The following is a 23,082-nucleotide window of genomic DNA, read 5'->3' as shown; positions in this document are numbered from 1 at the left end:
TTTACTCCGCGACAGTAAAACCATACTTCGTGAACACATCCATCGCCGGCTGAGATTGCAGGTAATTGTAAAAATCCTCCGCTTCTTTGGCATGCTTCGTCGCCTTCACGATGCCGATCGGATATTCGACAGCCGAATACGAAGCCGGGTCTACGTTAAACGCAATTTTCACTTTGGACGAAGTCAGGGCATCCGTTTTATACACGAATCCGGCATCGGCATTCCCCGTCTCCACATATTGCAGCACTTGACGCACATCCTTGGCTTGAACCATTTTCGGTTGCAGCGGGTCCCACAGCTTGGCGTTCGTCAGTGCCTCCTTGGCATAATTCCCCGCCGGAACGCTTTCCGGAATGCCGATCGCTACTTTTTTCACGTCGGCCTGGCTCAGGTCTCCCATGTTCGCGACAGAAGCCTTGGCATCCGCCGGCACAACGGCCACCAGCTCATTTTTCAGTAATGTCTTCTCCTTGCCTTCTTCGATCAGGTTCTGCTCAACGAGAGGCTTCATGTTCTTGACCGCTGCCGACAGGAACAGATCCGCCGGAGCCCCCTGCTCGATCTGCTTTTGCAGTGCACCGGAACCCCCATAGTTAAAGCTTAGCTTGATATTCGGATTGGCTTGTTCATAGGCTGTCTTGATCTCATTCAATGCATCGGTCATGCTTGCAGCCGCGGAGATGGTCAGATCAACCAATTCTGCAGGCGCGACCTTCGAGGCATTCGTATCCGCTGTACTCGCGTTGGTCGCATTACTGTCCGTTTTCGTGTCGGAGCTGTTCCCGCAGCCGGCAGCGAAGGCCAGCATCATGACAACCAAAGCATACAAAATCACTTTATTTTTGCTTTTAAAACGCATGAAAACTTCCCCCAATGTTATGTTTAGTTATAATTAGATATAAATAATATTAAATTATACCTAGATTGTTTTGGGCTTGTAAACCTGCTTCAAAAAACTTTCACATTCAATTATGCTACAATAAAGAATAGTAAAAACTTGAAAGAACGGATTGTTTTTTTGAATGAGGAGGATTCCGAATGTCCAGCGATGTTTCCTATACTACCGAAGAAATTGCCAAAATGCTGAAAATCTCCAAGCTCACGGTCTACGACCTGATCAAGAAGGGAGAGCTTCCATCCTATCGTGTCGGCAAGCAGATGCGCGTCGATGCTGCGGATTTCGAAGCCTATAAACAGCGTGCAAAAGGCAAGCAAGCCGCGCCGCTGCCAGTTCCTCAGGCCGTCCCGGCAACGGATCGCCCTCATTTAAGCGCGGTTGCAAGCGGCATGCGCCCCATCGTCGTCACGGGACAGGACATTAGTCTGGATATTTTGGTCAAATACATGGAAAAAAGCATCTCCGGCATCCGGCCCCTCCGCGCGTACGTCGGCAGCCTCGACAGCCTGATCTCAATGTACCGCGGCGAATCGGACATCGTCAGCACCCATCTGCTGGATGGAGATACGGGCGAATACAACCTCCCCTACATCCGTAAACTTTTGGTCGGATCATCGTATGTGGTTGTCAATCTGCTGTCCCGAAATGCCGGACTATACGTGCAGAAGGGCAATCCCTTCGGGCTTGAGGCATGGTCAGACCTGAGCCGTCCCGGCCTGCGCTTCATGAACCGTGAAAAAGGCTCCGGCGCCCGCGTCCTGCTGGACGAGCAGCTTCGCCTGCACGGGATTACACCGCAGCAGCTGACCGGATATGAGCTGGAGCAGACGAACCACATCGGGGTGGCTGCCAAAGTGGCCTCGGGCGAAGCCGATGTCGGCGTCGGCATCGAAAAAGCCGCGGCGATCGTCGGCCAGGTGGATTTTATCCCGCTGATCGAAGAACGCTACGACCTCGTCATGCTGAAAACGGCAGAGAACCTGCCGTGGATTCAGTCTTTGCTGGATATTTTGCGGTCGGACGGGTTCCGGAAGGAACTGCAGGCGATTGCCGGCTACGACCTTACCCGCACGGGTGAGATTCTTTTCGAGACCTGAAGACGACGAAATCTATTAAATCCAATGGAAGGGATGTTCGGACAAGCCGTAAGCGCTCAGCAGGAACATCGGGACAAAGTGATGCATTTATGCCTGGAAATTGCCGATCCATACGGTATAACCTGGATGATCACTGCTTAGCCGTCAACGAAAATTCGTTTCATTTTCCTGCTTTATTTCTCCAGACAGGTTATAAGAACGTCAAAAGCCCGCCATTCCGGCGAGCTTTTTTTGCATTCCACACCTACATTTTGATCAGCAAAGCCAGCGTCCCCGCGGTTAACAGCAGCAGTCCAATCGTAGACTTCACCGACAGCTTTTCCTTGAGGAACACGAGCGCGAACAGCACCGTTAACAGCACGCTCAGCTTGTCGATCGGCACCACCACGCTGGCGGGGCCGTCTTGGAGCGCCTTATAGAAGCAGAGCCAGGAAAGCCCTGTGGCAAGACCGGACAACGCAATATACAGCCAGCTTTTCCGGTCGATGCGCTTCATCTCTCCCTGCTTCTTCTGCATGAAAACGATCAGCCAGGCCATAATCAGCACGACAATCGTCCGGATGGCCGTTCCCAGGTTGGACTCGACGTTTTCGATGCCGATCTTACCCAGAATCGAGGTCAGAGCCGCGAATACGGCCGACAGGCAGGCATAAACCAGCCAGCTTTTATGTTCGGCAGGAGCAGCCTTTTCCGCTTTGTTCTTCTGGATCATCATATATGTGCCGATCGCAATCACCACCATGCCAACCAGCATGATCCATGTAATCCGTTCACTGAGGAAAATAAACGCCAGTATCATCGTCAGCACGTTGCTCGACTTGTCGACCGGAACGACCTTATTGACGCTCCCGAGCTGCAGCGCCCGGAAATAGCATATCCATGAAGCTCCCGTCGTTAACCCCGACAGCACGAGGAAGAGCAAGCTTTTCCCGTTCAGGTCCGTTATCGTATCCTGCGACCCCACAATAAACACCATGAGCCACGAAAAGAACAGCACTACCCAGGTCCGGAGCGCGGTAGCCAGGTTCGAGTCCACGTTTCGGATGCCGATTTTGGCGAGGATCGAGGTGACGCCGGCGAACAGCGCCGAGCCGAATGCATAGGCGATCCACATGGGTGCAATCCCCCTTCATATGTACTTTTTATGTTTTCAAGCGGCCTGCTATGCAAGTAAACATTTGTATACTCAAGTTACCTTATGCAGAGAACTTTCTGCAAGGTCATTCCATATAAAAACCATAAAACATGAGATATCCGAACGCCATTTTAAAGGCCTCCTTCCATCCACCTCTACATAGATAAACAGCATACTGCCTGACATCATCAGTCTCGTGCTACGGGAACCGCCAGTTTTGGGGTTCACATTCAGTTCATATAGCCGGCGTATGCTATCCCTAGCCAATACAATAATCTAACTCGAGAGGTGTTAACCATATGACAACAGAAATGGCACAATCAAAGGAACCACAGCGCATTGCAATTATAGGGGGAGGGCCGGGAGGACTGACGCTGGCCCTGATTCTGCAACGGCACGGCATTCAGACCGTCGTGTATGAACGCGAAGCGTTTGATCCCAACCGCGAGAAAGGCGGCTCCCTCGACATCCATGGGGATTCAGGGCAATTCGCGCTCAAGCAAGCCGGTTTATACGACCAATTCCAAGCAATCGCCCGCTATGAAGGAGAAGACTTCCGCCTGTTCGATAAAACCGGCACGCTCCATATGGATGAAGTGGCCGAAGAGGGCGTACAAGGGGATCGGCCCGAAATCGATCGCGGTACGCTATGCGAGCTCTTATTAAACGCTCTTGATCCCGAATGCATTCGTTACGGTCATCAATTGATTCAGGCAGTTCCGCTTCATAACGGGATGCATGAGCTTCGCTTTGAAAACGGGCATGTGGACACCGTTCATCTCGTCGTTGGCGCAGACGGCGCCTTCTCCCGCATTCGTCCGCTTTTGACAGATGCTACAGCCGAATATACCGGACTTAGCATGGTGGAGTTGAACGTTCTTGATGCCGCCTCAGCCCATCCCGAACTCGCTTCGTTTAACGGACGCGGAAAGCTGTTTGCTCTTGCGGACCATAAGGCCATACTGGCCCAGCTCAATGGAGACGGCCGTATTAAAGTATATTTGAGTTTCAGAGCTGAACAGGATTGGCTGGATACCTGCGACATTCCATTCAGTTTGCCCGAAGAAGCGAAACGGCAGCTGTTGGAATATTTCAGCGATTGGTATGACGTATTGAAGGATTATATCCGTTTCGCAGAAGACGCCATCTATCCAAGACGCATTTATATGCTGCCCGTCGGCCTAACATGGAAACATAAACCGGGCGTCACGCTGATCGGCGATGCTGCCCACTTGATGTCCCCTTTTGCCGGCGAAGGCGTAAACCTGGCCATGCTGGATGCCGCGGAGCTGGCGCTGGCCATAATCGGGCATCCCGATATCAACGAGGCAGTTTGTGCTTATGAAGCGGAAATGGTCGAATATTCCTCCGTATCGGCCCGGATGTCGGACGACAATCTGAAGCTCATGTTCTCCGACGACGCCGCTGCCCAATTAGCGGATCTGATGAACCAATATCAAGAGCAGACTGAATCGCAGTGAAATTGCAGCCACTGATGTGAATTGCCTTGATTCAACCGGCTGACGCCGTGAAAGAGATTGAAGAAAGAATATAGCCAACAAGATACGCAGGCCGGAGCACTGGATCTGCGTTTTTTGGCTGCTTCCCGCAACAAATTTCAACAAAAGAATGACATCCTATGCGGGTATAGGAGAAAGTGTCTACACACAAATGGATCAAATTTTAGTTATTTATACCCCTGTACAAGCCGTATTGTTCTCCTGTATGCTCTTGCTACATCATACGTTGACAGAAAGCAGATGCATGGATTAAATCGCTCTCAGAAGCGGAAACGAATCTACTTCTTAGGAAGTAGCCTTTTTCGCCCACAAAGTTTAAGCGCTTAAATTATTTTAACGAAAAGGAGATGATCATAACAAAATATGATCGTGCTGATTTAACGTAAATCAATCTATTCATTTTTCTCCGCCAAAAAGTTAAAGCGCTTTTACTTATCGAGTATCACCAACGGATATGAAGATGTAAATTGGCAACAACCACAAATTTTTGGAGGGATACAATGATGAATTTAACTCATAATAAACCAACGACTTCTAGAGGGAAATGGATTGCGATGATTCTGAGCTTTGCCCTGCTCGGTTCGATTACGGCCATGTCCGGTCCTGTGCAAACCAAGGCATTCGCAGAAGAAAATAATGCTGCCGCCGAGCAAGTTCTGGATTCAACCGAGCTTGGCAGCGACTCGGAAGCGGCAACGGTTGAATCCTTGTCGGCAGCAAGCAGCGATCTTAACAGCCCAGCGGTTGCAGCCGCAGCCAGCAGCCACGATGCCAACTTTTCACCCGACACCCTACAGTTTCTGAAAACCAATACGGGACTCGACGGGGAGCAATGGGATAACATCATGATGCTTGTGAATAAGCCGGAGCAGGATGACCTGAACTGGACGAAATACTACGGATACTGCGAAGATATCAAAGATAACCGGGGATACACGATCGGCATTTTCGGCGCGACGACCGGCGGTTCCAATGATACCGGCCCGGATGGCCCTGCACTCTTCAAAGAATATGACCGGATCAAAGGGGCCAGCAATCCGACCGTTGAAGGCGGACTGAAGCGTATCGGGGTCAACGGCAAAATGAGCGGATCCATCCTGAAAATTACCGACAGCAACTCCGTGTTCGTCAAAAAAATCAACGGCCTCCAAAACGATGCCGCCTGGAGAGAAGCCATGTGGCGCACCTTCTATAACGTGTACATCAAGTACAGTGTAGATCAAGCGAAGAAACGCGGATTCACTTCCGCCCTGATCATCGGCTCTTTCGTAGATACCGCCCTGAACCAAGGCGCAGACGGAGACTCCGGCAGTTTGGAAGGTATCCTATCCCGTTCCGGCAGCAGCAAGGACGAAAAGACCTTCATGACCAAATTTTACGCCGAGCGCACCAAAATCGTGGATACCAACGACTACAATCAGCCGCCTAATGGTAAAAACCGCGTCAAACAATGGAGCACGCTCCTTAGCCTTGGCGAAACGGACCTGAAGGATGCCGATGCGGCTGTCAAAAAGGTAACGAACTGGACGATGAAATAAAGACAGACGCGTTTATTCCGCAATTGAAAAAGAAAGCAGGGAGCATCCTTCGATGCTCCCTGCTTCTGCATTCTTTTGTATGTTTGCCTTCTTGCCTTCTATGGCTCAATTAGGCCGTACTTCGTCTTGATCCGATCCAGCTTCTCGATCATTGGCCGCGAAATGATGAACAGGAAGAAAACCGTGGAGATCGCATGCACCATATCAAACCAAAAACCCGAGATATAGGTGGCCAATAGTGCAGGCCAGGAGAATTCCGGCGTAAACATCAGGAGCGAGCCGACATTGATAATGCCTCCATAGATTACAAAGGTTGCCAGCCCCCCATAGATACAGAGCGACAGCTTGCTCTTGCGAAGCCACCCCTTCTTAAATAAAATGCCTGCCAGAAAACCGATAATGCCGAAACAGAACATTTGCCAGGGCGTCCAGGGACCTTGTCCGAAAAAGAAGTTGGAAACAAAGCCGGTCATGGCCCCAACCAGAAATCCTGCTTCCGCTCCCAGGCTGACCCCTGCAATAATGACGATCGCCACCACCGGCTTAAACTGCGGCAGCATGAAAAAAGCTCCGCGACCTGCCACGGCAATCGCCGTTAACACCGCTATCACAATGAGCTCCCGGGCTTGCGGCTTCCTCTGTTCAAAAACCAAAGCGAAGGGAACCATCGTGTACAGCACAATGAGCAGACTAATGAAATAATACTTCCGGTCATTCAGCACATAGACTCCCAGCAGAATCGTCGCCGGGATCAGAACCAGAATGAAAATGGCAGCCCAGAGCGTCCGCCGGCTTAGACGCTTGCTTGCAGGCTCGTTGCCTTGCATCGTTCAATCACATCCTCAATAGTTACGGCCTCGCTCCACCTATGGCGCGCCATCCGGTTCGCCGCCGTCGTATAGAAGCTGTTGCCTGCAAAAAACGCCTTTGCGCTGTCCGATGTAATCATGCTCCCATCAAAGAACATGGCACATATTTCGCCGTGTTTGGCACAAAACTCGATATCGTGAGAGACCATTACGATCGTTACCCCAGCCGCGTTCAACTTTTTCAATAGTCCAGCCAGCTTCTCCTTAAAGAATCCGTCGAGCCCTTTCGTAGGCTCATCCAGCAGCAGAATCTTCGGCTCGAGTAACAGCACCTTGGCAAGGGCGGCCCGCTGTTGCTCTCCTCCGCTCAGGTCATAAGGATGCATAGCCAGCAAAGGCGCAAGTTCGGCAAAGTCCACTACGACTCCTACCTTTTCCGCCTTCTCTTCATTTGTCATCCCGGTGCCGGACAGCATCTCGTATAAATCCTCTTCGACCGTCTTCTTTACGAACAACGTCTGCGGATTCTGCGGCAGTACCCCCAGGTATTGGTTGAAAAGCTCCCGGGACGGCATCTTTGCGGGGTTTTTACCGCTTATGTGAACCTTTCCCCGGTAAGGCTTATGCATGCCGCTAATCAGCGACAACGTGGTTGTTTTGCCCGTGCCGTTTCCGCCTACAATACAGTAGAATTGCCCTTCCTGCACCTCAAACGACAGGTCTTTAATGACATCGGGCCCATGCTTCTCGTATTTGAACCATACATCCTTGAACGCAATGGCAGGGCGAGCGGCTGGTTCCTTTTTCCCGTCAGCCTCCTTGAGCTCTTCATGATACTCCCGGGGGTTATCTCCCAATAACGCATCCAGCCACTGCCGTCCTTCTTTTACCGTGACAGGAAATGCTCCTTCCCCACCCATTCCCGCGGCAATCTGCATTGGAGACGGCATCGCCTTGAACATCGCATGGTTCATGGCATGGAGCATTTCCCCTGCCTTCACCGGCGTCTCGTCCGCGATAATCCGGCCCTCCTCCATCACGATCAGGCGGTCGGAGATGGAAAGCAGCTCCTCCAGGCGATGCTCCGTGATCACCACGGTGGTGCCCAGATCCCGGTTAATCCGCTTCACGGTCTCCAGAAAATCCGCCGCCGCAATTGGATCGAGCTGGGAGGTGGGTTCATCCAAAATCAAGACCGAAGGGTTCATCGCCATGATGGACGCCAAATTAAGCAGTTGCTTCTGCCCTCCGGAAAGCTCCGACACGCTACGGTGATACCACGCTTGAATGCCGAAAAAGCTCGCCATCTCTGCCACGCGCAAACGAATCGAAGACGGGTCCACGCCCAGACTTTCCAGCCCAAAAGCCAGCTCATGCCACACCTTATCCGTCACGATCTGGTTGTCGGGATTTTGGAGCACGAATCCGATTTTCGAGGCTTGCGTGCGTTGATCCGCCTCATCCAAATGTCGCCCGCCAAAGTATACGATCCCTTCCCGCTCCCCATGCGGTCTCAGGACGGTCTTCAGTTGGCGCAGCAGCGTGCTTTTCCCGCAGCCCGATTTCCCGCATAACGTTATGAACTCTCCGCTTTGAATCGTAAGATCGATATGGGAGAGCGCCTTCCGCTTTTGCCCGGGAAAGGCGAAGCTTACATTTTCGATACGATAAACTTCCATTTGATCCCCTCCACAATCGTGACAAGCACGGGTACCATGCATAAAAGAAAATAAGCGGTATATACCGCAATGCTCATTGGCGTTATTCCAGACATTTTGACCGACGGAAAAAAGCGGATGGTGTTCTCGCCCATGACCGCACCTATCAGTACGAATGCAATGAACGTCGACATAAGAGCGAGCATGATTCGGTCACGCCGATCCAGACGGAAGATGGAATAGCTTGTTCGGCCCCGAAGTCCATAACCTCTTGATTTCATCGAATCCGCCGTCTCGATTGCATTCTCCAGCGCCCAAGTCGTCATGATGGATAATATTTTGATGCCGTTACGTGCCCGCTGAACAACATTCCCCTGTGAGATGTCTCTGCCGATGCATTTCTGGGCACTTGAGATCACCTTCATTTGAGTGATATATCTTGGAACGAACCGCAGTACCATCGAAAAGATCAAAGAAAGCGAAGGCAGGATTTTTCCAAAAAGATAAATGAACTTATCCGACGTCATCACGGCATTGTAGCAGGAGAACCATACGATGACGGTCACGAACATGCAGGCTGCCGCCGCCCCGAACAGAATCGATTCCAGCGTCACCGGATTTCCGCTCTTCAAATAGAACAAGATGGTCACGCCAGCATGATTGAATGCCGGATTGATGACAGCCATGAACAGCAGCAGCGGCAGCATGTACAGGGTATGAAATTTGACGGCGCTTTTTCCTTTTAACAGCACGGAATAAGCGAGCGCGCTAATTAAAGCGATGACTTGAAAGACCGGGTGCATAAAGATCATGCTGAACAGCAGCATCGCGGTAAAATAAGCGAAATTGACAACCGGATGATAGGTTGAAAAGACATCCCGCATTATTGCTTTCCTCCGGCTGCCACATATCCGCCAACATCGCGGCCCAGATCACAGGTATACACCCACTCGATGACATCCCCATCCTTCAGCGCATAACGACTGCTTCCATAATTTGGGAACCACCCGTTGACCTTGTACATCCAGCCGCTGAGCTCCCCGCAATCGAATTCGTATAAATTGTGAATGCCCTCAATATAATTGCTGTTATAAATGGGGGTCATGGAAAATTCCAAATGGATTTTATTTTTTTTCATCTCCCGCAGCAGCACGTCAAACACCGATTCCCCCTCAAAAAAGGTCACCTTTTGTGCTTTGTAGATCACACCGTCTTTCGGAAGAACCTCAAGCTTGTCCTTGTTGAACTGATCCATGTGATCCAAAATCGATGCCGCCGAGACGGACAAGGTCGCGGTTAGCTGCTGTTTCTTGTCAACGTTCGCATCCTGCCACTCCACGGGCTTCGGTTTGCCCGCCGGCACAGGATCCGTTTGATACTTATCCTTCTTCGGTTTGGTATCTGCTGCGGCTGATTCCGTTTTACCGGGCTTGGTTGCGGATTGGTCGTCCGGCTTGGTAACCGTGCTTTTTTCCGGCGTCTTGGACGAGGCTTTCGCAGGTGCCTTTTCATCCGCTGCCGGCGCTTTCCCGGCGTTATCTGTTTTCGCAGAGTCCGATTTGGGGGACGCACTAGTGCCATCCATTGTTACGGAAGCATCTTGAGATTCCTTCGCATCCTGCTGCTTGGCTCCCGTTCCGCTGTCTTTAGCGGCTGGATCTGCCGCACTGGCTGCAGGTTTTGCGGTATCCTCCGTACCGGTAGGGTTGTCCGCAGATTTGTCGGATGATTGGGCTCCTAATTCCGGCTGACTCTTCTCCTCATCAGGTGACGTAATACCGGAAGGAGAACCGGTAGTCGCTGGGGTACCCTGATCCGTCTGGCTTACATCCGTTTTTGTAGCCGCTTGTTTCTTCTGATCATGACCGCCCCAGAAGAAGGCCACAGCCAAGACAGCGACGATCAGCACGGCGTATAACCATTTTTTATTCTTCATATCTGATTCCCACCTTAAAGGACTGGGCAAGGAAATCACAAGATTCCCCTGCCCGGTACATGACTAACTATTTCACATCCGTCATATCATAAAGTCGATTCTGTCCATTTGCCATTCTGTCGAAAGCCACGAGTGCATACATGGCCTGGTCGGTTGCCATCAGGTCCACTTCTCCCGGCTTGGCACCGCCGTTATCCTTGCCGCCCGATTTGACGTGGTAGAATCCACCGCCCGGAGCTGCGTAACCCAACAGGGCATCCACAACCGATTTACCGTTCTTGATGAACCGCGCATCCGTATCCGGATTGATGCCAAGACCGCTCAAAGCGACGATGACCTGCGCGGCGCTTTCCGAGTTCGAGGACTCCCAGCTCGTGAATTCTCCGTTCGCGGATTGGGCTTTGGACAGCCATGCGATTCCGCGGTCCACAGATGCTTTGACCTGCGGATTAGACGCATAGTAAGGCGTGAGTCCTTGAATGACCATAGCCGTAATATCCGGGTCTGCTGCATCCGGACGCTCTCCTAATGCCCAGCCTCCTCCGCTAATCTCCCGTTTCAGGATGAAGTCGATCAACAGTTCTCTTGTCGTCTGAGTCTTCACGCCTTTGACGACTGGAATGTCGTAATGCTTGCTGTCCAGCGCAATCAACGCGAAGATCGGACCGTTGATACCTTGCTTAATGACCGTATCAAAATCAGCCAGCGATTCTCTCAGGTTGTATCCGGCTACCTGGTCCACATCTTTGCCGATGGCGGTGAGCGCCAAAATCACCCGGTCATATTCGGTATATTTGACGGAATGCAGCTTACCCGACTTTTCCTTCAGGATTTTCTCCACATTCGCATAATACTTGGCGTAGTAAGCATCCGGCTGGGGAATTCCGGAGCGGGCCAGTCCCATGATCGTCCAGTCTCCGCCCACCGTCGCAATGGTAGGGTCTGTAACCGATTTTTGCAGAAAAGCCTCCGTGTCCTTCAGCTGCTGCTTCACCTTCGTGTCCGCTTGCTTGTCCGGTTGGTTAACTGTCTGATTGCCTTGATCTTCTGGATTGCCTGTCTGGCCTCCATTTGTTTCCGGCTTGCTCGTCTTCTTAAATTCGTACACGCGCGCAGATACGACCGCCGCCATTTCCCGGGTTACTACGCCTTTGGGAAGGAATTGATTGTCGCTGCCCGTCATGAGTCCAAGCTCGGAAACCGTACCGATGTCCGTTCTTGCCCATGCGGATGCCTTATTAATATCCTTGATGGCCGTCGTCACTTTGGATGGTTGAACGCCCAATGCACGGACGGTGGTTACCGCCATTTCCTCACGCGTGATATTTTCATTCGGGTGGAATTCATTGTTGTATCCCGTCATGATTCCCGTTTGATTGGCCGCTTGCACGTAAGGGTAGAACCAATCATTCAGATGAACATCCTTGAAATTGGAGACTTGGCTATTCTTCGTATCGAGTCCCAGAACGTTGACTAGGATTTTGGCGAATTCCGCTCTCGTAATGTTTGTTTTCGGATTGAATTTGCCGTTGCTTCCTTGAATAAACCCTTGCTTCGTTGCTTCTCTGATTGCTTCATATGCCCACGCGGAGATCGAAGACGCATCGGCATAAAGCTGATTCAAATCGGTTTCCGGCTTCACGGACGCCTGGGTTACCGTGTACGTCGCAAAGCTTGTTAAACGATTCGTTTTGATATACAGGTCGTTGCCTTTCACAAATGCATACAATTGCGTTTCATTGCCTTTGACGGCTGCAGCTCCCTGCTCCTCGGAGTCGTGTACTTTGATCGGCGTGAATTTGCCGTTATCGATAAAGCCGGGAAGTTGACCCTCAGCTCCCTTCAGAATCAGGGTAACCGGCTTGTCCACGACGACCGGAGTTGATGCGTTCCCTACGACAAACGCATTCTTGACGGAATCCAGCCGGTCTTGTCCGGTTAGGGTTTCTTGAATAAGTTCCTTGATCTTAGAGTCTTGGTTGGAAGTAAGAACTTCCACCTTCCGGTCTCCCGACTTCACCCGGGTTCCCTTGTCGATCACGATCGAAGTGCTCCCTTTGATCGCGGTGATCGTCGGGATGTTATCCTTCACATCCTCCAGATTCAAGATGACTTTGGCCTTCACATCTGGAATGTTAACCGTAATATTATTCGTATTTTGTAGTGCTTTTGTGATGTTCAGCGTATAATCCGATTGAATATTGGACGGAACATTAATCACCGGTGTTTTGTCATCCTTGTTGATGACGATTCCCGGAGCAATTGCCCCACCCCCGGATGTTCCTCCCTGATCGGGTTCCCACTGACTGAGGTCCTCTCCCAGATCTTCACCCAGATTCGTCGTATAACGCCATTCGATACGGTCGCCGTCACTTAGGGTATACTTGCTTGCGCCGTATCCCGGATAGGTTCCGTTAACGTTATACATCCAGCCGCTGCCGCTGCCATGGTCGAACTCTCCATCGCCGGCAATGGATTCGACATACACGCTCCCGTACTTTTCGGTCCATGTATAATCGTAGCTGATACCCTTGCTCTCCAGTACTCTTTGCAATACAGACCAAGCCGTGTCACCTGATTTCAGTTCGACTTTGGTCGGCGAAACGACATATCCTTTATTGATCGTAAGCTTATCGACAGATAAAGTCGCATATTGCTTAGGCTGAGGCGCCGTTCCACCCCCACTGCCTCCGCCGCCGTTGCTACCGCCTTCATTTCCTCCAGGCGTTTCGATGGTGCTTGAGGCGTAAGCGATGTAATCCGTAAAATGCTTGGTTTTGACGATGAGGTCATTGCCGCTGTCATAAGCAAACTCACTCTTACCGCTATTGATTCCCTCCGTATTACTTGCAAACTTTTGGATCGCATAAGGAACACCCTCTTGGATATAGGCAGCTGATCTACCCTTCAATCCGGTAAAGGTCAAGGTCACATACTGATTAAACTCGACCTTCTTTTGTCCTCCAATCGTGAAGGCTTGTTCAACCTTGTCCAGTTTGGAGTTATTTGGGATGATACCTTCAATCTTGTTTTTTAATTCTTGATCGGCTATGTCCTTAAATGTAAGGATCTCCAATGCAGAGCCATCACCGGATGTCATCTGCGCCCCACGCGGAATCAAGGACGAAACAGTCCCTTTTACAGCCTTTACTTGGGGAAGATAAGTGTTCCGCGGCAGTTGAAGAACAACTTTGCCTTCTTTTGCTTCAGATACAGCGATATTGAATTCTTTGCTCGCATCTGCAGCGGTAATCACTAAATTAAAATTTTGGCCGCCATTCGGAACACTGATATTTTCTGTAGGCACTCCCGATGATGCGCCTTCTACATCCGTCATATCGTACAGACGGTTTTGATGATTCGTCAGCCGATCATAGGCTACTAGCGCATAGGCCGCTTGGTCTGTTGCCATTCCATTTGGTTGTGCCACTTGGTTGCCGCTAGGCTTCGCATGCATGAAGCCCCCATTCGGCAAGCCAAACGTCAGCAGAGCGCTCAGCAGCGAATGACCGTTTTTAATAAACCTGGAATCCTGATCAGAATCGATTCCAATACTGCTCAAAGCAGTGACTACCTGTGAAATGCTTTCACTACTGGTGCTTCCCCAGCTCGTATAGCTTCCTTCCGCGTTTTGAGCATTGGACAACCAACTTACGGCCCTATCAACAGCTGCTCTAACATCCTCCCGGCTGCCATAATAAGGAGCCAAAGCCTGAATGGCCATGCCGGTGATATCGGTATCCGCAGTCGTTACGCCCAACGCCCATCCGCCTGCATTTTCCGTTCCTTTTTTGACTTCACGGTCGAGAATGTAGCTAATCAGCATATCCCTAGTCGTTTGAACCGGCACGCCATTTACGACAGGAATTTCATATTTTTGGCTGTCAAATGCGATAAGAGCAAAGATCGGCCCATTGATTCCTTGTTTGATGACCGAATTGAAATCAGCCAGCTTGTCGAGCTGACTGTATCCGCCCACGTCCGTAACGTCTTTGCCGATGGCGGTCAAGCCCAGAACCAGTCGGGAATGCTCCGTCCATTTCGTTTTGTCCAGTTCATTCTTTTTGTCCTGTACGACTGTAACGACGTTATCGTAATATTTTTTATAGTAATCGTTTGGAACCGGGTAGTTACCTCTGGCTAACGATAAAACGGACCATTCCCCGCCGCTAGTTCCAAATTTCGGATTATCTACGGTTTGAAGGATATAAGCCAAGCTTTTATCCAGCTGCTCTTTGGCCAACTGAGCGGTGCTTACGGTGTATGTGACGACATAGTCCTCATCTGCTTGATTGCCTGCCCCGTCAACGGCCGATATATGAATGGTGTTGGCGCCGGGACTCAGCGAAACCTTGTACGCACCGTCCGTTTGCGGAATAACGACTCCCTTCAGCGTCACTTGGGGAATGATGTCATGGTACACATTGTCTGTAACCGTGACGCTGAAGCTTATATCGCTGTCCAAGACCTCCTGCTGATGCTGCATACCCTCAACATGGATCACCGGTTTTTCTGTGTCTGGTTGCTCCAAATTCGGTTGTTCTTCTTCATGCGTCAGAGCATCCGTCAAAGTAACATACGCCGCGTTAACGTCACCCTGACTGCTTTCCATGTTCGTCAGCAGGCCGTACGCTTGATCGTAAGCAGACCTCACATCCGATCTGGACAACAGGGCATCCTTATCCGGGCTGCTATTTATTTCAGCGACCTCAGCGGTAAGCGCATCTTTATCGGCAGGCTGAATGTAACTTCCTTCAAAGCCTCCTCCAAGATCGGCCCCGTATCCATATACCGTAAATTGGGTCCGGATGACATCCCCGTTATGCGGATAATAATTGGAGAAGCCATAGCTGAGGAATTCATTATTGACCGCATACATCCAGCCGGACATCGGGGTATAATCGAACTGCCCAAGCCAGCCCTCCTCAGCTCTCGAATCTATGGATCCTGCCTGATCCAGAATATACTGAGGCACATGAGCTTCGCTCGTATCATTATCTTTTATGGCAGCTAAATAAAACGAACTTTCGATATTACCGGTATGATCATAATTGCCCTCACCCAAGAACTGGGTAATCAGCGCCGCACCATTCTCTCCCTCGTAAAAAGGTACCTTTACGGGCTCACTGACATATCCCTGCCCCAATGTGAATTTTTCTACCGATAGGGTTACGTATCCCGCCGGTTCTCCATTCGTCCCTCCGTCAGCATAAGACACCGATAATCCCGGGAAGAACATGGAGAACAGCATACTGATGACAATCAGCCACGCTGCTATTCTATTTTTTCTCATTTTGTAATACCCCTTTCTCTCTATCAATCTGGTTCTTTAAACAGACTCTTCAAAAGCGTTCATTCCAGCATGCTTCGCCCAACACAAAAAAACCCCTCAACTTGGATTCGTTGAGAGGTTTAATAGAGTATACAGCTACAGAAAGCATGCACTAATAAACACCCCCTATCGCTCGTAGAGTTAATGGCGTAACCAAAATAGGCAGGTCTTCTGGCTCAAGTATCATCACCCTTGCAACCTTCCCGGTTTTCCCAGTGGTATTCTTGCAAGGACTCCTCTCATACAGCGGCGGGACCGCGCGGGATTTACACCCGCTTCCCTTTTAACCAATCCATGCGTCTATGACGACACATCATTGGCACCTATTTTCATCAATATTTAATTATCATTGCTCATCATATCGAATTAACAGTGGTTTGTCATTTCTTTTTGTTACTCATTTCACGAAGTCCCCCCTATAATTCACCTATTCTTTCTATGTAAACTGCTCGTCAGCAGAGTTCTTTCTTGTAACAATCACTGTAAATCCCATTTCAGTTATTGGATATTCATCTAAATCCCGTTTATCGCCCCCACAATGAATTTTCGTGCTCTCCTTCTGTTAAGATGCGTCTACTGACCTTTCCCCTTTCTATCGGAACAGGATAATATTTTGTTAAGGCTCATATTAGAGAAAACACAAAAAAGCAAAGATAACAGAAAACAAGTCAATCATGGTGGTATCTGACCATAACCAACCTGTTTAGTGCAACGGTATAGCGATATTTCGATAACATTTTCCAATCGTTTGTGCGTACAAAGGAATTGAGGATTCTTGTACTGGTCTTGTCTTATGAAGGTTATGGTTAATTGGATTAAGCCGCCCGATTCATTCGGCACTAGGTGGGAGCTATTATCAAAAAAAGAAACCACATGGAGTTGTTACACTCGCATGCGGTATGAAGCCATTTCACTCCCTAATTAAAAACTTCGGACACCAATGAAGAGCACTTACATTAGATATAGACTCTTCAAATTCCTCATCTCTTTCGAACCACGCAAGAGATGTTAGTTGATTCTCAATGTTTCTAAAACAATGCCAGCCATGTCGAAGATCACTTATTGAGGTTATATTTCCATTATTACAGTTGGCACAAACTTGAAATTTAATATTCATTTTATCTTCTAATTCACCCAAAGCATAATCGAACTCTTCCAGACTTGAACCTGAATAACTTATGCCATTATAATCACATTGCAGTTCAATTCTTATAGTTTCATTTTCATTTAGTGAGTATGATTCAACAAGCTGTACAACTTGATCATTTACTTTCACAGAATTTTTCATTTGTAAGATGCTATCTTTAGATAGTTCAGATAGTATTGACTCGATACAAGTAACAAACAAACCACTCTCTTTACGTATTCTCTTATTCTCTAACATCAGAATCATCTCGTATAAATTTAAGCCTTTATACACTACAAACAATTGTGCATCAAACGTATCTTCAAGAAAAATTTTTGCCGATATAACTTGCTCATTTATTAGCTGATTTAGGCACAAATTTAACAAATCCCTTCAGTGTATTGGTTAGATAGTAGTAGTTGTCCCAATTCAGATCATTAATATTTCTGTAAGCTCCCCACTTGTACATCTCACTACGTTTTGAAGTGACTAAAGTTACATGTCCGGTAGTTACATTATCTTCCTTTGCATACCAATTAGAAATCGTATTAAGTCTCGCCATTGACGTAACAGCTATATTGGTATTAACGGGAATTGGGTTCTTGTCCGCTCTAAAAAATGACAATCCCTCCCTTCCCTTTACTAGATCTACATCACGCGGCGTTAAGATCCGGATGCTGCCATCATATTTCTTAACTGCATTTACTACTTGAGGAGCACTGGGAGCTACAGTATCTTCTTTGACAGTAATTACGCTAGGCGATGACTTATTTCCAGCAGCATCTAGAGCTACTACCAGTATTTGATGCGAAGCCTTTGAGCTGAGGTTCTTTAAGGTATAAGAATGCACTTCAGATGGCACCGTAACCAGCACATTTTGCGACGTTCCATAAGAAATCATATACCCCGTAACCCCGACATTATCTGTAGATGCTTGCCATGAAATAGTTATATCATTTTCAGTCTGTTTATCTAGTTTTAATCCTTGTGGAGCCGTTGGAGCCTCTTTATCTTCGATTAATATCAATTCTGCCGGTTCTGATAAATTTCCATCGGCATCCCAAGCGCGCACACTAATTTTAGTTGTCTCATTCATATTTATATTTGAAATCGTATGTACAAGAGTTGAATTATCTAATAAATCAACCATATTAGTCTTTCCGTAGGTAACTTTATATCCGGAAATTCCAATATTATCTGTAGAAGCTTGCCATGTAAATGTAATACTATCCTTGGTTTGTTGTATTGTTCTTAACCCTTGTGGAGAACTTGGGGGTTGCGTATCAAAAATATGGTTGCTATCACTAACATTAACTCTAAATATTTGATCGTCTGTGAAATCCTCCCCCATAAAAACATAGCAGTAGCCGCCTTCATACACTTCGTCAGTATTGGTAACAAAATTAAATTTAAGCTCTCCGTTTTTCACGACTAATTCCTCAGTCCTCATATAAGCTGACTCAGGATAAAAAGGCCCATCACAGTACATAATGGTATACTTCGTACCATCTGGTTCTGGTACAGGTCTAGTAATAAGTTGACTTTCTCCAAACTGAATATTATACGTAGGTACTCCATAATATTCGCCCCGCTCCTGGGCTATATTTTTATAGAATAATTTATAATCTTCCAGTAACATAGCTTCGGTAGTTTCTGACGAACTTACATCACTATAGATACTTTCAGTTACTGGTATGCTGCTCCTGGACTTATTTAATACTGATCCTATTGTTAAATTGCTTGCATTCGATCTAAGCAACTTTTCTTTACGCTCTTCCAATTCATTAAACTGTTTTTTTATAGAGCCAATCGAGACAGAATCTAACTGGTGTTCTTTTTTCTGCACAGTGTTTCTTACTAATGCACTCCAAAGCTTTAAATCATTTGTGTTTGTGAAATTGGTTACCCATAGATCCGAATTATTAGTCTTATCTACCGTTGATTTAATATCCGAGAGTTTGTCCCCAATTTCATTTGCGTAACTTGTAGATAACGCCACATTTGTAACACCAACAAACAAAAATAAAATAATAAAAATCTTTTTAAGTTGTTTTATCTTTGACCTCCCCTTTAGTTACCTTACTTTTTGGTTTTTAAAAACTTTGGAGTTTTTTAACATTTAGGGTATCCATTTCCCTTCCAGATTAGAGGCATCGATTATATGCCATCAAGGATACAGATCTAGACCCGCCAGACCCGGTTCAAAAATGTACGGAATCAGACGCAGTTTTAATAGTGTCGTTTATCGTTCCAATCTTATAGGTTTACATTCTCTTTTCTATTAATGCTTTGCGCAGTATAAAGAAAACCCCTCAACTAGGAAAAGTTGAGAGGTTTAATAGAACATGCAACTAAAAGAAAGCATGAGTTAAAAAACACCCGCTTCCCTTTTAACCAAATCCATGCGTCTATTACGACACATCATTGGCACCTATTTTCAACAATATTTGATTATCATTGTTCATCATAAACATTTTATGGAAATTTGTCATGATAATCTTTTCTTCTGCAATTCTTTCCACACTTTTTTGTTGCTGTATTGCTTCTCGGTGCTGATATCCCGGCCGAACCATTCGGGCGAAATGAAGTTCTCCGCTTCCTCGATTGCACCAAACTCCACTTCGAGCACCATCAATTGAATTTGCTCATATTCGTCGATTTCAATCTTTGTGTCGCCCCACAGGGCTGTGGTCCGTTTTTTGATCAAAGGCACCGCCTGATGTGCATGGATCATTTGTTCGTAAATTCCCTCCGAAATCGAATACTCCACTTCCTCGCGAGCGATGCCATGGCCTTTTTTAAACGTGTGGGTATATTCGGTGCGATGATCCGCGAGATCGGTAATCTTCCGGACCCGCAGCTCCTGATCCCCGGCTAGGGCCAAATACGTCTGCTCGATAAGCTGCTCCTTTTCGATCCGGATGGCACTCTCTTCGATTAACGCCGCCGGATATACCGGCAGCAAAAATTTTCGTTCAATTTCAAGACTCATATGAGATCCCCCTGTTCTTGATGCTTGTGAGTTACATTATACGAAGGAATGCTTTGGGGGACAATCATCTTTCGGAAGCTGAAGCCGTGGCTAAGAGGAATGCTTCTTGGGTTGGTTCTAGCGGTCGCTCTTAGGCCAGTCGTTGCTGCCATCGCTGTTGTCTACGGATTCCTCACAATTCATTTCAAAAAACAAGCCGCCAGGGAAATCCTCCCCGGCGGCCTGCTTCATATCCACTCTTCTATAGCTTCAATGCCTGCCCGCAGCGGCCGCAATATCTGGAACCTGCAGGCGAGACGGTTTTGCATGCATCGCAGACCAGGGAGTGAGTATCGCTACTTTTTGCGTGCTCGGTGCTGACAGCAACTTTCAGCCTTTCCTCCAGCTGCTGCTCCGGGTTGACGGCATACAGCATGTACTGCTCATCGCGCGAGGCCCGCCGGATCAGCACAAACAGCAGCGCGATACCTGCAATGGCGACGACCAGCATTCCGATCAGCTTCAGGGCTCCGGTGGCATATTGATAATCCCATAAGGCATGCAGAAGGATGCTAAGCATCATCAGTGCGATCATCGTCAGCCAATTTTTTGAGCGCATGCTGCCGTCTCCCGCCTGGCCCGTACTACGTCCCAGACCATACCAGATGCCTGCGGCGGCAATCGCCGTCCATGTACCATGTCCGAACGGCGAAATCAGTGCACGCACCCATAATACCGCCAGCATGCCCGATGTGGCATGGTTTTGCAGATAAGTCAGACCGTACAGAATGCTCTCGATGGCAGCGAAGCCCATGCCGGCAGCCGCGCCAAACACGATCGCATCCATCAGGAACCGCTGCTTGCGGCTGCGCAGGAAGATCATGCAGACGAGCAGCTTCGCGATCTCTTCAATGACTGCGATCAGGATGGCTGCCTGCGCATGTCCGGAAGGATCCGACTGCATGCCAGTGATGTCCAGCCACTCATGCTCGAGCAGCCAGGCAATGGGCAGGGCGATGACCGCCGAGGCCGCAAAAACCGTGACCAGCCGCAAGGGTCTAAAACCGAGCAGCTGCGAGCTTCGCATATAAGCCACGAAGGATACCGGCCCGACGAATCCCCCGGACAACAGCGCCGCATAAATCCATAACGGCTGCTTCAGCCAGGCCGCAAGTATCGTAAATGCGACGAATATTCCGCCGAGGATCAGCAGGATATCCATCCAGCGTTCCTTTTTGGCCGGGGAAGGCGCAGGTATCGCCGCGTCTGCGCCGGTTGGGGCCGGCGATTTATTGTCCATCGTCTCTTCCGTAAACTGTAGCTTGGCCTTGACCGCATCGTTCAGCAAGTCCGGCCTGCGTATGCGCAGCACTTCATGGAATTGCCGTCTGACCGGCTCATATTGCTGAAGGACGAAGTGAAACTCGTCGCGGCCCATCACCATTAGCTCGCCGTTCTCGAGTGCCGTTACCGTTCCCGTTTGCGCTTCGCCCGTTAACAGGTCCATCTCGCCGAAATAATCGCCGGCCTCGTATATCGCTTTTTTCTTGCGGCCCGTGCGGACCTCGAATCGTCCCTCCGCGATCATGTAGAACCGGTCGGCCATCACGCCTTCCGCCACAATCACGTCCCCCTTGTATACCTTCCGTCTGACAGTGACTTCAGCGAGCCCGCGTAGTTCCGCATTGGGAATCGCGGCCCAGATGGTCGCTTTGCTGAGCATGGCATGCATCGTACGGATGCGCGCCGAGAAGGACAAGCTTTCATGAAACATTGGGCTAGCTGCGGCAAGGCGGCTAAAGGCATTCTGTTCGAGCCGGAGCGCCTTCACCTCGCCGATGGCCTGTACGCCGGAGGTTCTCTTTTCCTCCAGAAAAAGAGCCACTTCACCGATCAGCTCTCCCTCGCCCAGCACATCCAGCGTCACGGACTGACCCACCAGATTTCGCGATACGACCTGTACCTGTCCGCTCATAATGAAATAACAGGAATTGCCGTAGCTGCCCTCAACAATCAGGCTGTCTCCGCCCTGGAAGCTCTCTTCATGCATCGACCTTGCTGCCCCTTCCAGCTCGGGCACGGGTACACCGCGAAAAAGCGGGTGCTCCTTCAGAAATTCTACCGCCATCGTGCTCATTCTCATCTCTCCATACAACGAAAAGAATCCGCCGTTACGGCAGATTCCCTCTGATATCAATTCACATTTCAATTATCTCATATTTCCGATGATACTGCTTCTGGAATCTTGCATTTTTTTCACAAAATTCGTCATGACGTCAAAAGCTTCGTTCCTCTTGTTGCTTAACGACTGCAACCGGAGCATGTCCATTTGCTGGGAGTTGCTCATGGAATCAATTTTCCCCTTCACATCCTGGGCAGCCTTGTCGAGCTCATCCTTCGTGTAGCTTGTCTTCGAGCCATCGCCCAACCCCTGATCCTTTAGCTGACTAGCCACGTTATCCGGAAGGGTGTATTGCCCGTCAGAAGATTGCTGGGATTTCGCGTTGTTAATATCATTCAGAAGGTTGTTCATGCCGGCAAGCTGTTCGTTTCTCTGTTGCACGTCGGCGATTTGCTGGCTCAACTGCTGATCCAGAAGTTTCGTGCGTTCTCCTTGTACGGCCTGAAGGGCTGTCTCTATGTCCATTCCACTGATGTCGATCTGACCAACGGAGTTGCTTGTTCCGCCGCCCACGGCCTGTTTTACTGAGCTGTAGGCTTGGTCGTTCATCATAATGCCCGTTCCGGCGACAACGCCAATGACCAGGGATGCGGCCGTCGTTAATATCATCTTACGATTCATCGTCTCTACCTCAATTCATCGATTCTTTTAATCTGTTATTAAAAGGATAGCAAAAACAGGAAATCATCACAATCCATAATATTACATTTTTAGTCATTGATTAGACAGCATTTCTTGAAATATGATAGATATATTCTTTCAAGTGAGGTGAATGGGATGCTTTTCCGTATCGTTCGAAGTACATAAAGATCGGGCTGGATCAAAACGCGTGCCAGCTATCGAGGGACTCGTCTGCCCTCTGATCGCAGAAATCATCTTT

Annotated in this window: 15 protein-coding genes and 1 riboswitch; of the genes, 3 read left to right on the top strand and 12 right to left on the bottom strand. The window is 48.8% G+C overall.

The genetic code is table 11. The features are described 5' to 3' along the window. Position 1 precedes the first annotated feature (1 nt). Positions 2-859: a molybdate ABC transporter substrate-binding protein gene (gene modA / locus GRF59_RS26755; protein ID WP_160500775.1), complete on the bottom strand. Its 858-nt coding sequence runs from the start codon at positions 857-859 to the stop codon at positions 2-4. Between the two features lie 179 nt (positions 860-1,038). Here modA and GRF59_RS26750 point away from each other — a divergent pair, with 179 nt between their 5' ends. Beyond that, entirely contained in the window at positions 1,039-1,995 is a 957-nt protein-coding gene (locus GRF59_RS26750) for a helix-turn-helix transcriptional regulator (protein WP_160500774.1), read from the top strand. A gap of 244 nt (positions 1,996-2,239) precedes the next feature. Here the strand turns inward: GRF59_RS26750 and GRF59_RS26745 are convergent, their stop codons facing one another. Continuing rightward, on the bottom strand, positions 2,240-3,109 hold the full coding sequence (locus GRF59_RS26745) for an EamA family transporter (protein ID WP_160500773.1): 870 nt from the start codon (positions 3,107-3,109) through the stop codon (positions 2,240-2,242). 332 nt (positions 3,110-3,441) lie between these two features. Here GRF59_RS26745 and GRF59_RS26740 point away from each other — a divergent pair, with 332 nt between their 5' ends. Both GRF59_RS26740 and GRF59_RS26735 read left to right on the top strand, forming a co-directional pair. Beyond that, entirely contained in the window at positions 3,442-4,611 is a 1,170-nt protein-coding gene (locus GRF59_RS26740; RefSeq protein WP_237392074.1) for an FAD-dependent oxidoreductase, read from the top strand. 542 nt (positions 4,612-5,153) lie between these two features. Then, the gene (locus tag GRF59_RS26735) at positions 5,154-6,188 is read left to right on the top strand and encodes a chitosanase (protein WP_237392073.1); all 1,035 of its coding nucleotides are present in this window, start codon (positions 5,154-5,156) and stop codon (positions 6,186-6,188) included. Positions 6,189-6,286: 98 nt separating this feature from the next. Here the strand turns inward: GRF59_RS26735 and GRF59_RS29540 are convergent, their stop codons facing one another. From GRF59_RS29540 to GRF59_RS26690, 10 genes are all read right to left on the bottom strand, one after another. Next, positions 6,287-7,015, bottom strand: a complete 729-nt coding sequence (locus tag GRF59_RS29540; protein WP_202128898.1) for an ECF transporter S component — start codon at positions 7,013-7,015, stop codon at positions 6,287-6,289. Next, positions 6,982-8,676: an ABC transporter ATP-binding protein gene (locus GRF59_RS26730; protein ID WP_202128897.1), complete on the bottom strand. Its 1,695-nt coding sequence runs from the start codon at positions 8,674-8,676 to the stop codon at positions 6,982-6,984. Before GRF59_RS26730 ends, GRF59_RS29540 begins: the two co-directional genes overlap by 34 nt. Next, the gene (locus GRF59_RS26725) at positions 8,649-9,539 is read right to left on the bottom strand and encodes an energy-coupling factor transporter transmembrane component T (protein ID WP_160500771.1); all 891 of its coding nucleotides are present in this window, start codon (positions 9,537-9,539) and stop codon (positions 8,649-8,651) included. Before GRF59_RS26725 ends, GRF59_RS26730 begins: the two co-directional genes overlap by 28 nt. Continuing rightward, on the bottom strand, positions 9,539-10,591 hold the full coding sequence (locus tag GRF59_RS26720; protein WP_160500770.1) for a DUF4430 domain-containing protein: 1,053 nt from the start codon (positions 10,589-10,591) through the stop codon (positions 9,539-9,541). The genes GRF59_RS26725 and GRF59_RS26720 overlap by 1 nt, the downstream gene beginning before the upstream one ends. Positions 10,592-10,658: 67 nt before the next feature. Then, a complete protein-coding gene (locus GRF59_RS26715; RefSeq protein ID WP_160500769.1) occupies positions 10,659-15,884 on the bottom strand; it encodes an S-layer homology domain-containing protein in 5,226 nt (1,741 codons plus the stop codon). 183 nt (positions 15,885-16,067) lie between these two features. After that, positions 16,068-16,265: riboswitch (cobalamin riboswitch) on the bottom strand. Between the two features lie 568 nt (positions 16,266-16,833). Further along, on the bottom strand, positions 16,834-17,307 hold the full coding sequence (locus GRF59_RS26710; protein ID WP_237392072.1) for a hypothetical protein: 474 nt from the start codon (positions 17,305-17,307) through the stop codon (positions 16,834-16,836). 94 nt (positions 17,308-17,401) lie between these two features. Beyond that, on the bottom strand, positions 17,402-19,048 hold the full coding sequence (locus GRF59_RS30180) for a fibronectin type III domain-containing protein (protein ID WP_341480148.1): 1,647 nt from the start codon (positions 19,046-19,048) through the stop codon (positions 17,402-17,404). Positions 19,049-19,537: 489 nt separating this feature from the next. Beyond that, positions 19,538-20,041, bottom strand: coding sequence for a CYTH domain-containing protein (locus GRF59_RS26700; protein ID WP_160500766.1), 504 nt, complete (start codon positions 20,039-20,041; stop codon positions 19,538-19,540). Between the two features lie 241 nt (positions 20,042-20,282). After that, entirely contained in the window at positions 20,283-22,157 is a 1,875-nt protein-coding gene (locus GRF59_RS26695) for a cyclic nucleotide-binding domain-containing protein (RefSeq protein WP_160500765.1), read from the bottom strand. Positions 22,158-22,229: 72 nt separating this feature from the next. Next, positions 22,230-22,823 (bottom strand): hypothetical protein, encoded by a 594-nt coding sequence (locus tag GRF59_RS26690; RefSeq protein WP_160500764.1) that lies wholly within the window; start codon positions 22,821-22,823, stop codon positions 22,230-22,232. Positions 22,824-23,082: the final 259 nt, after the last annotated feature.

This window comes from Paenibacillus dendrobii (assembly GCF_009807035.1).
GTDB lineage: Bacteria > Bacillota > Bacilli > Paenibacillales > Paenibacillaceae > Paenibacillus_AQ > Paenibacillus_AQ dendrobii.
Note: the sequence above shows the minus strand (reverse complement) of the source record. Positions and strands in the feature narration are given on the sequence as shown.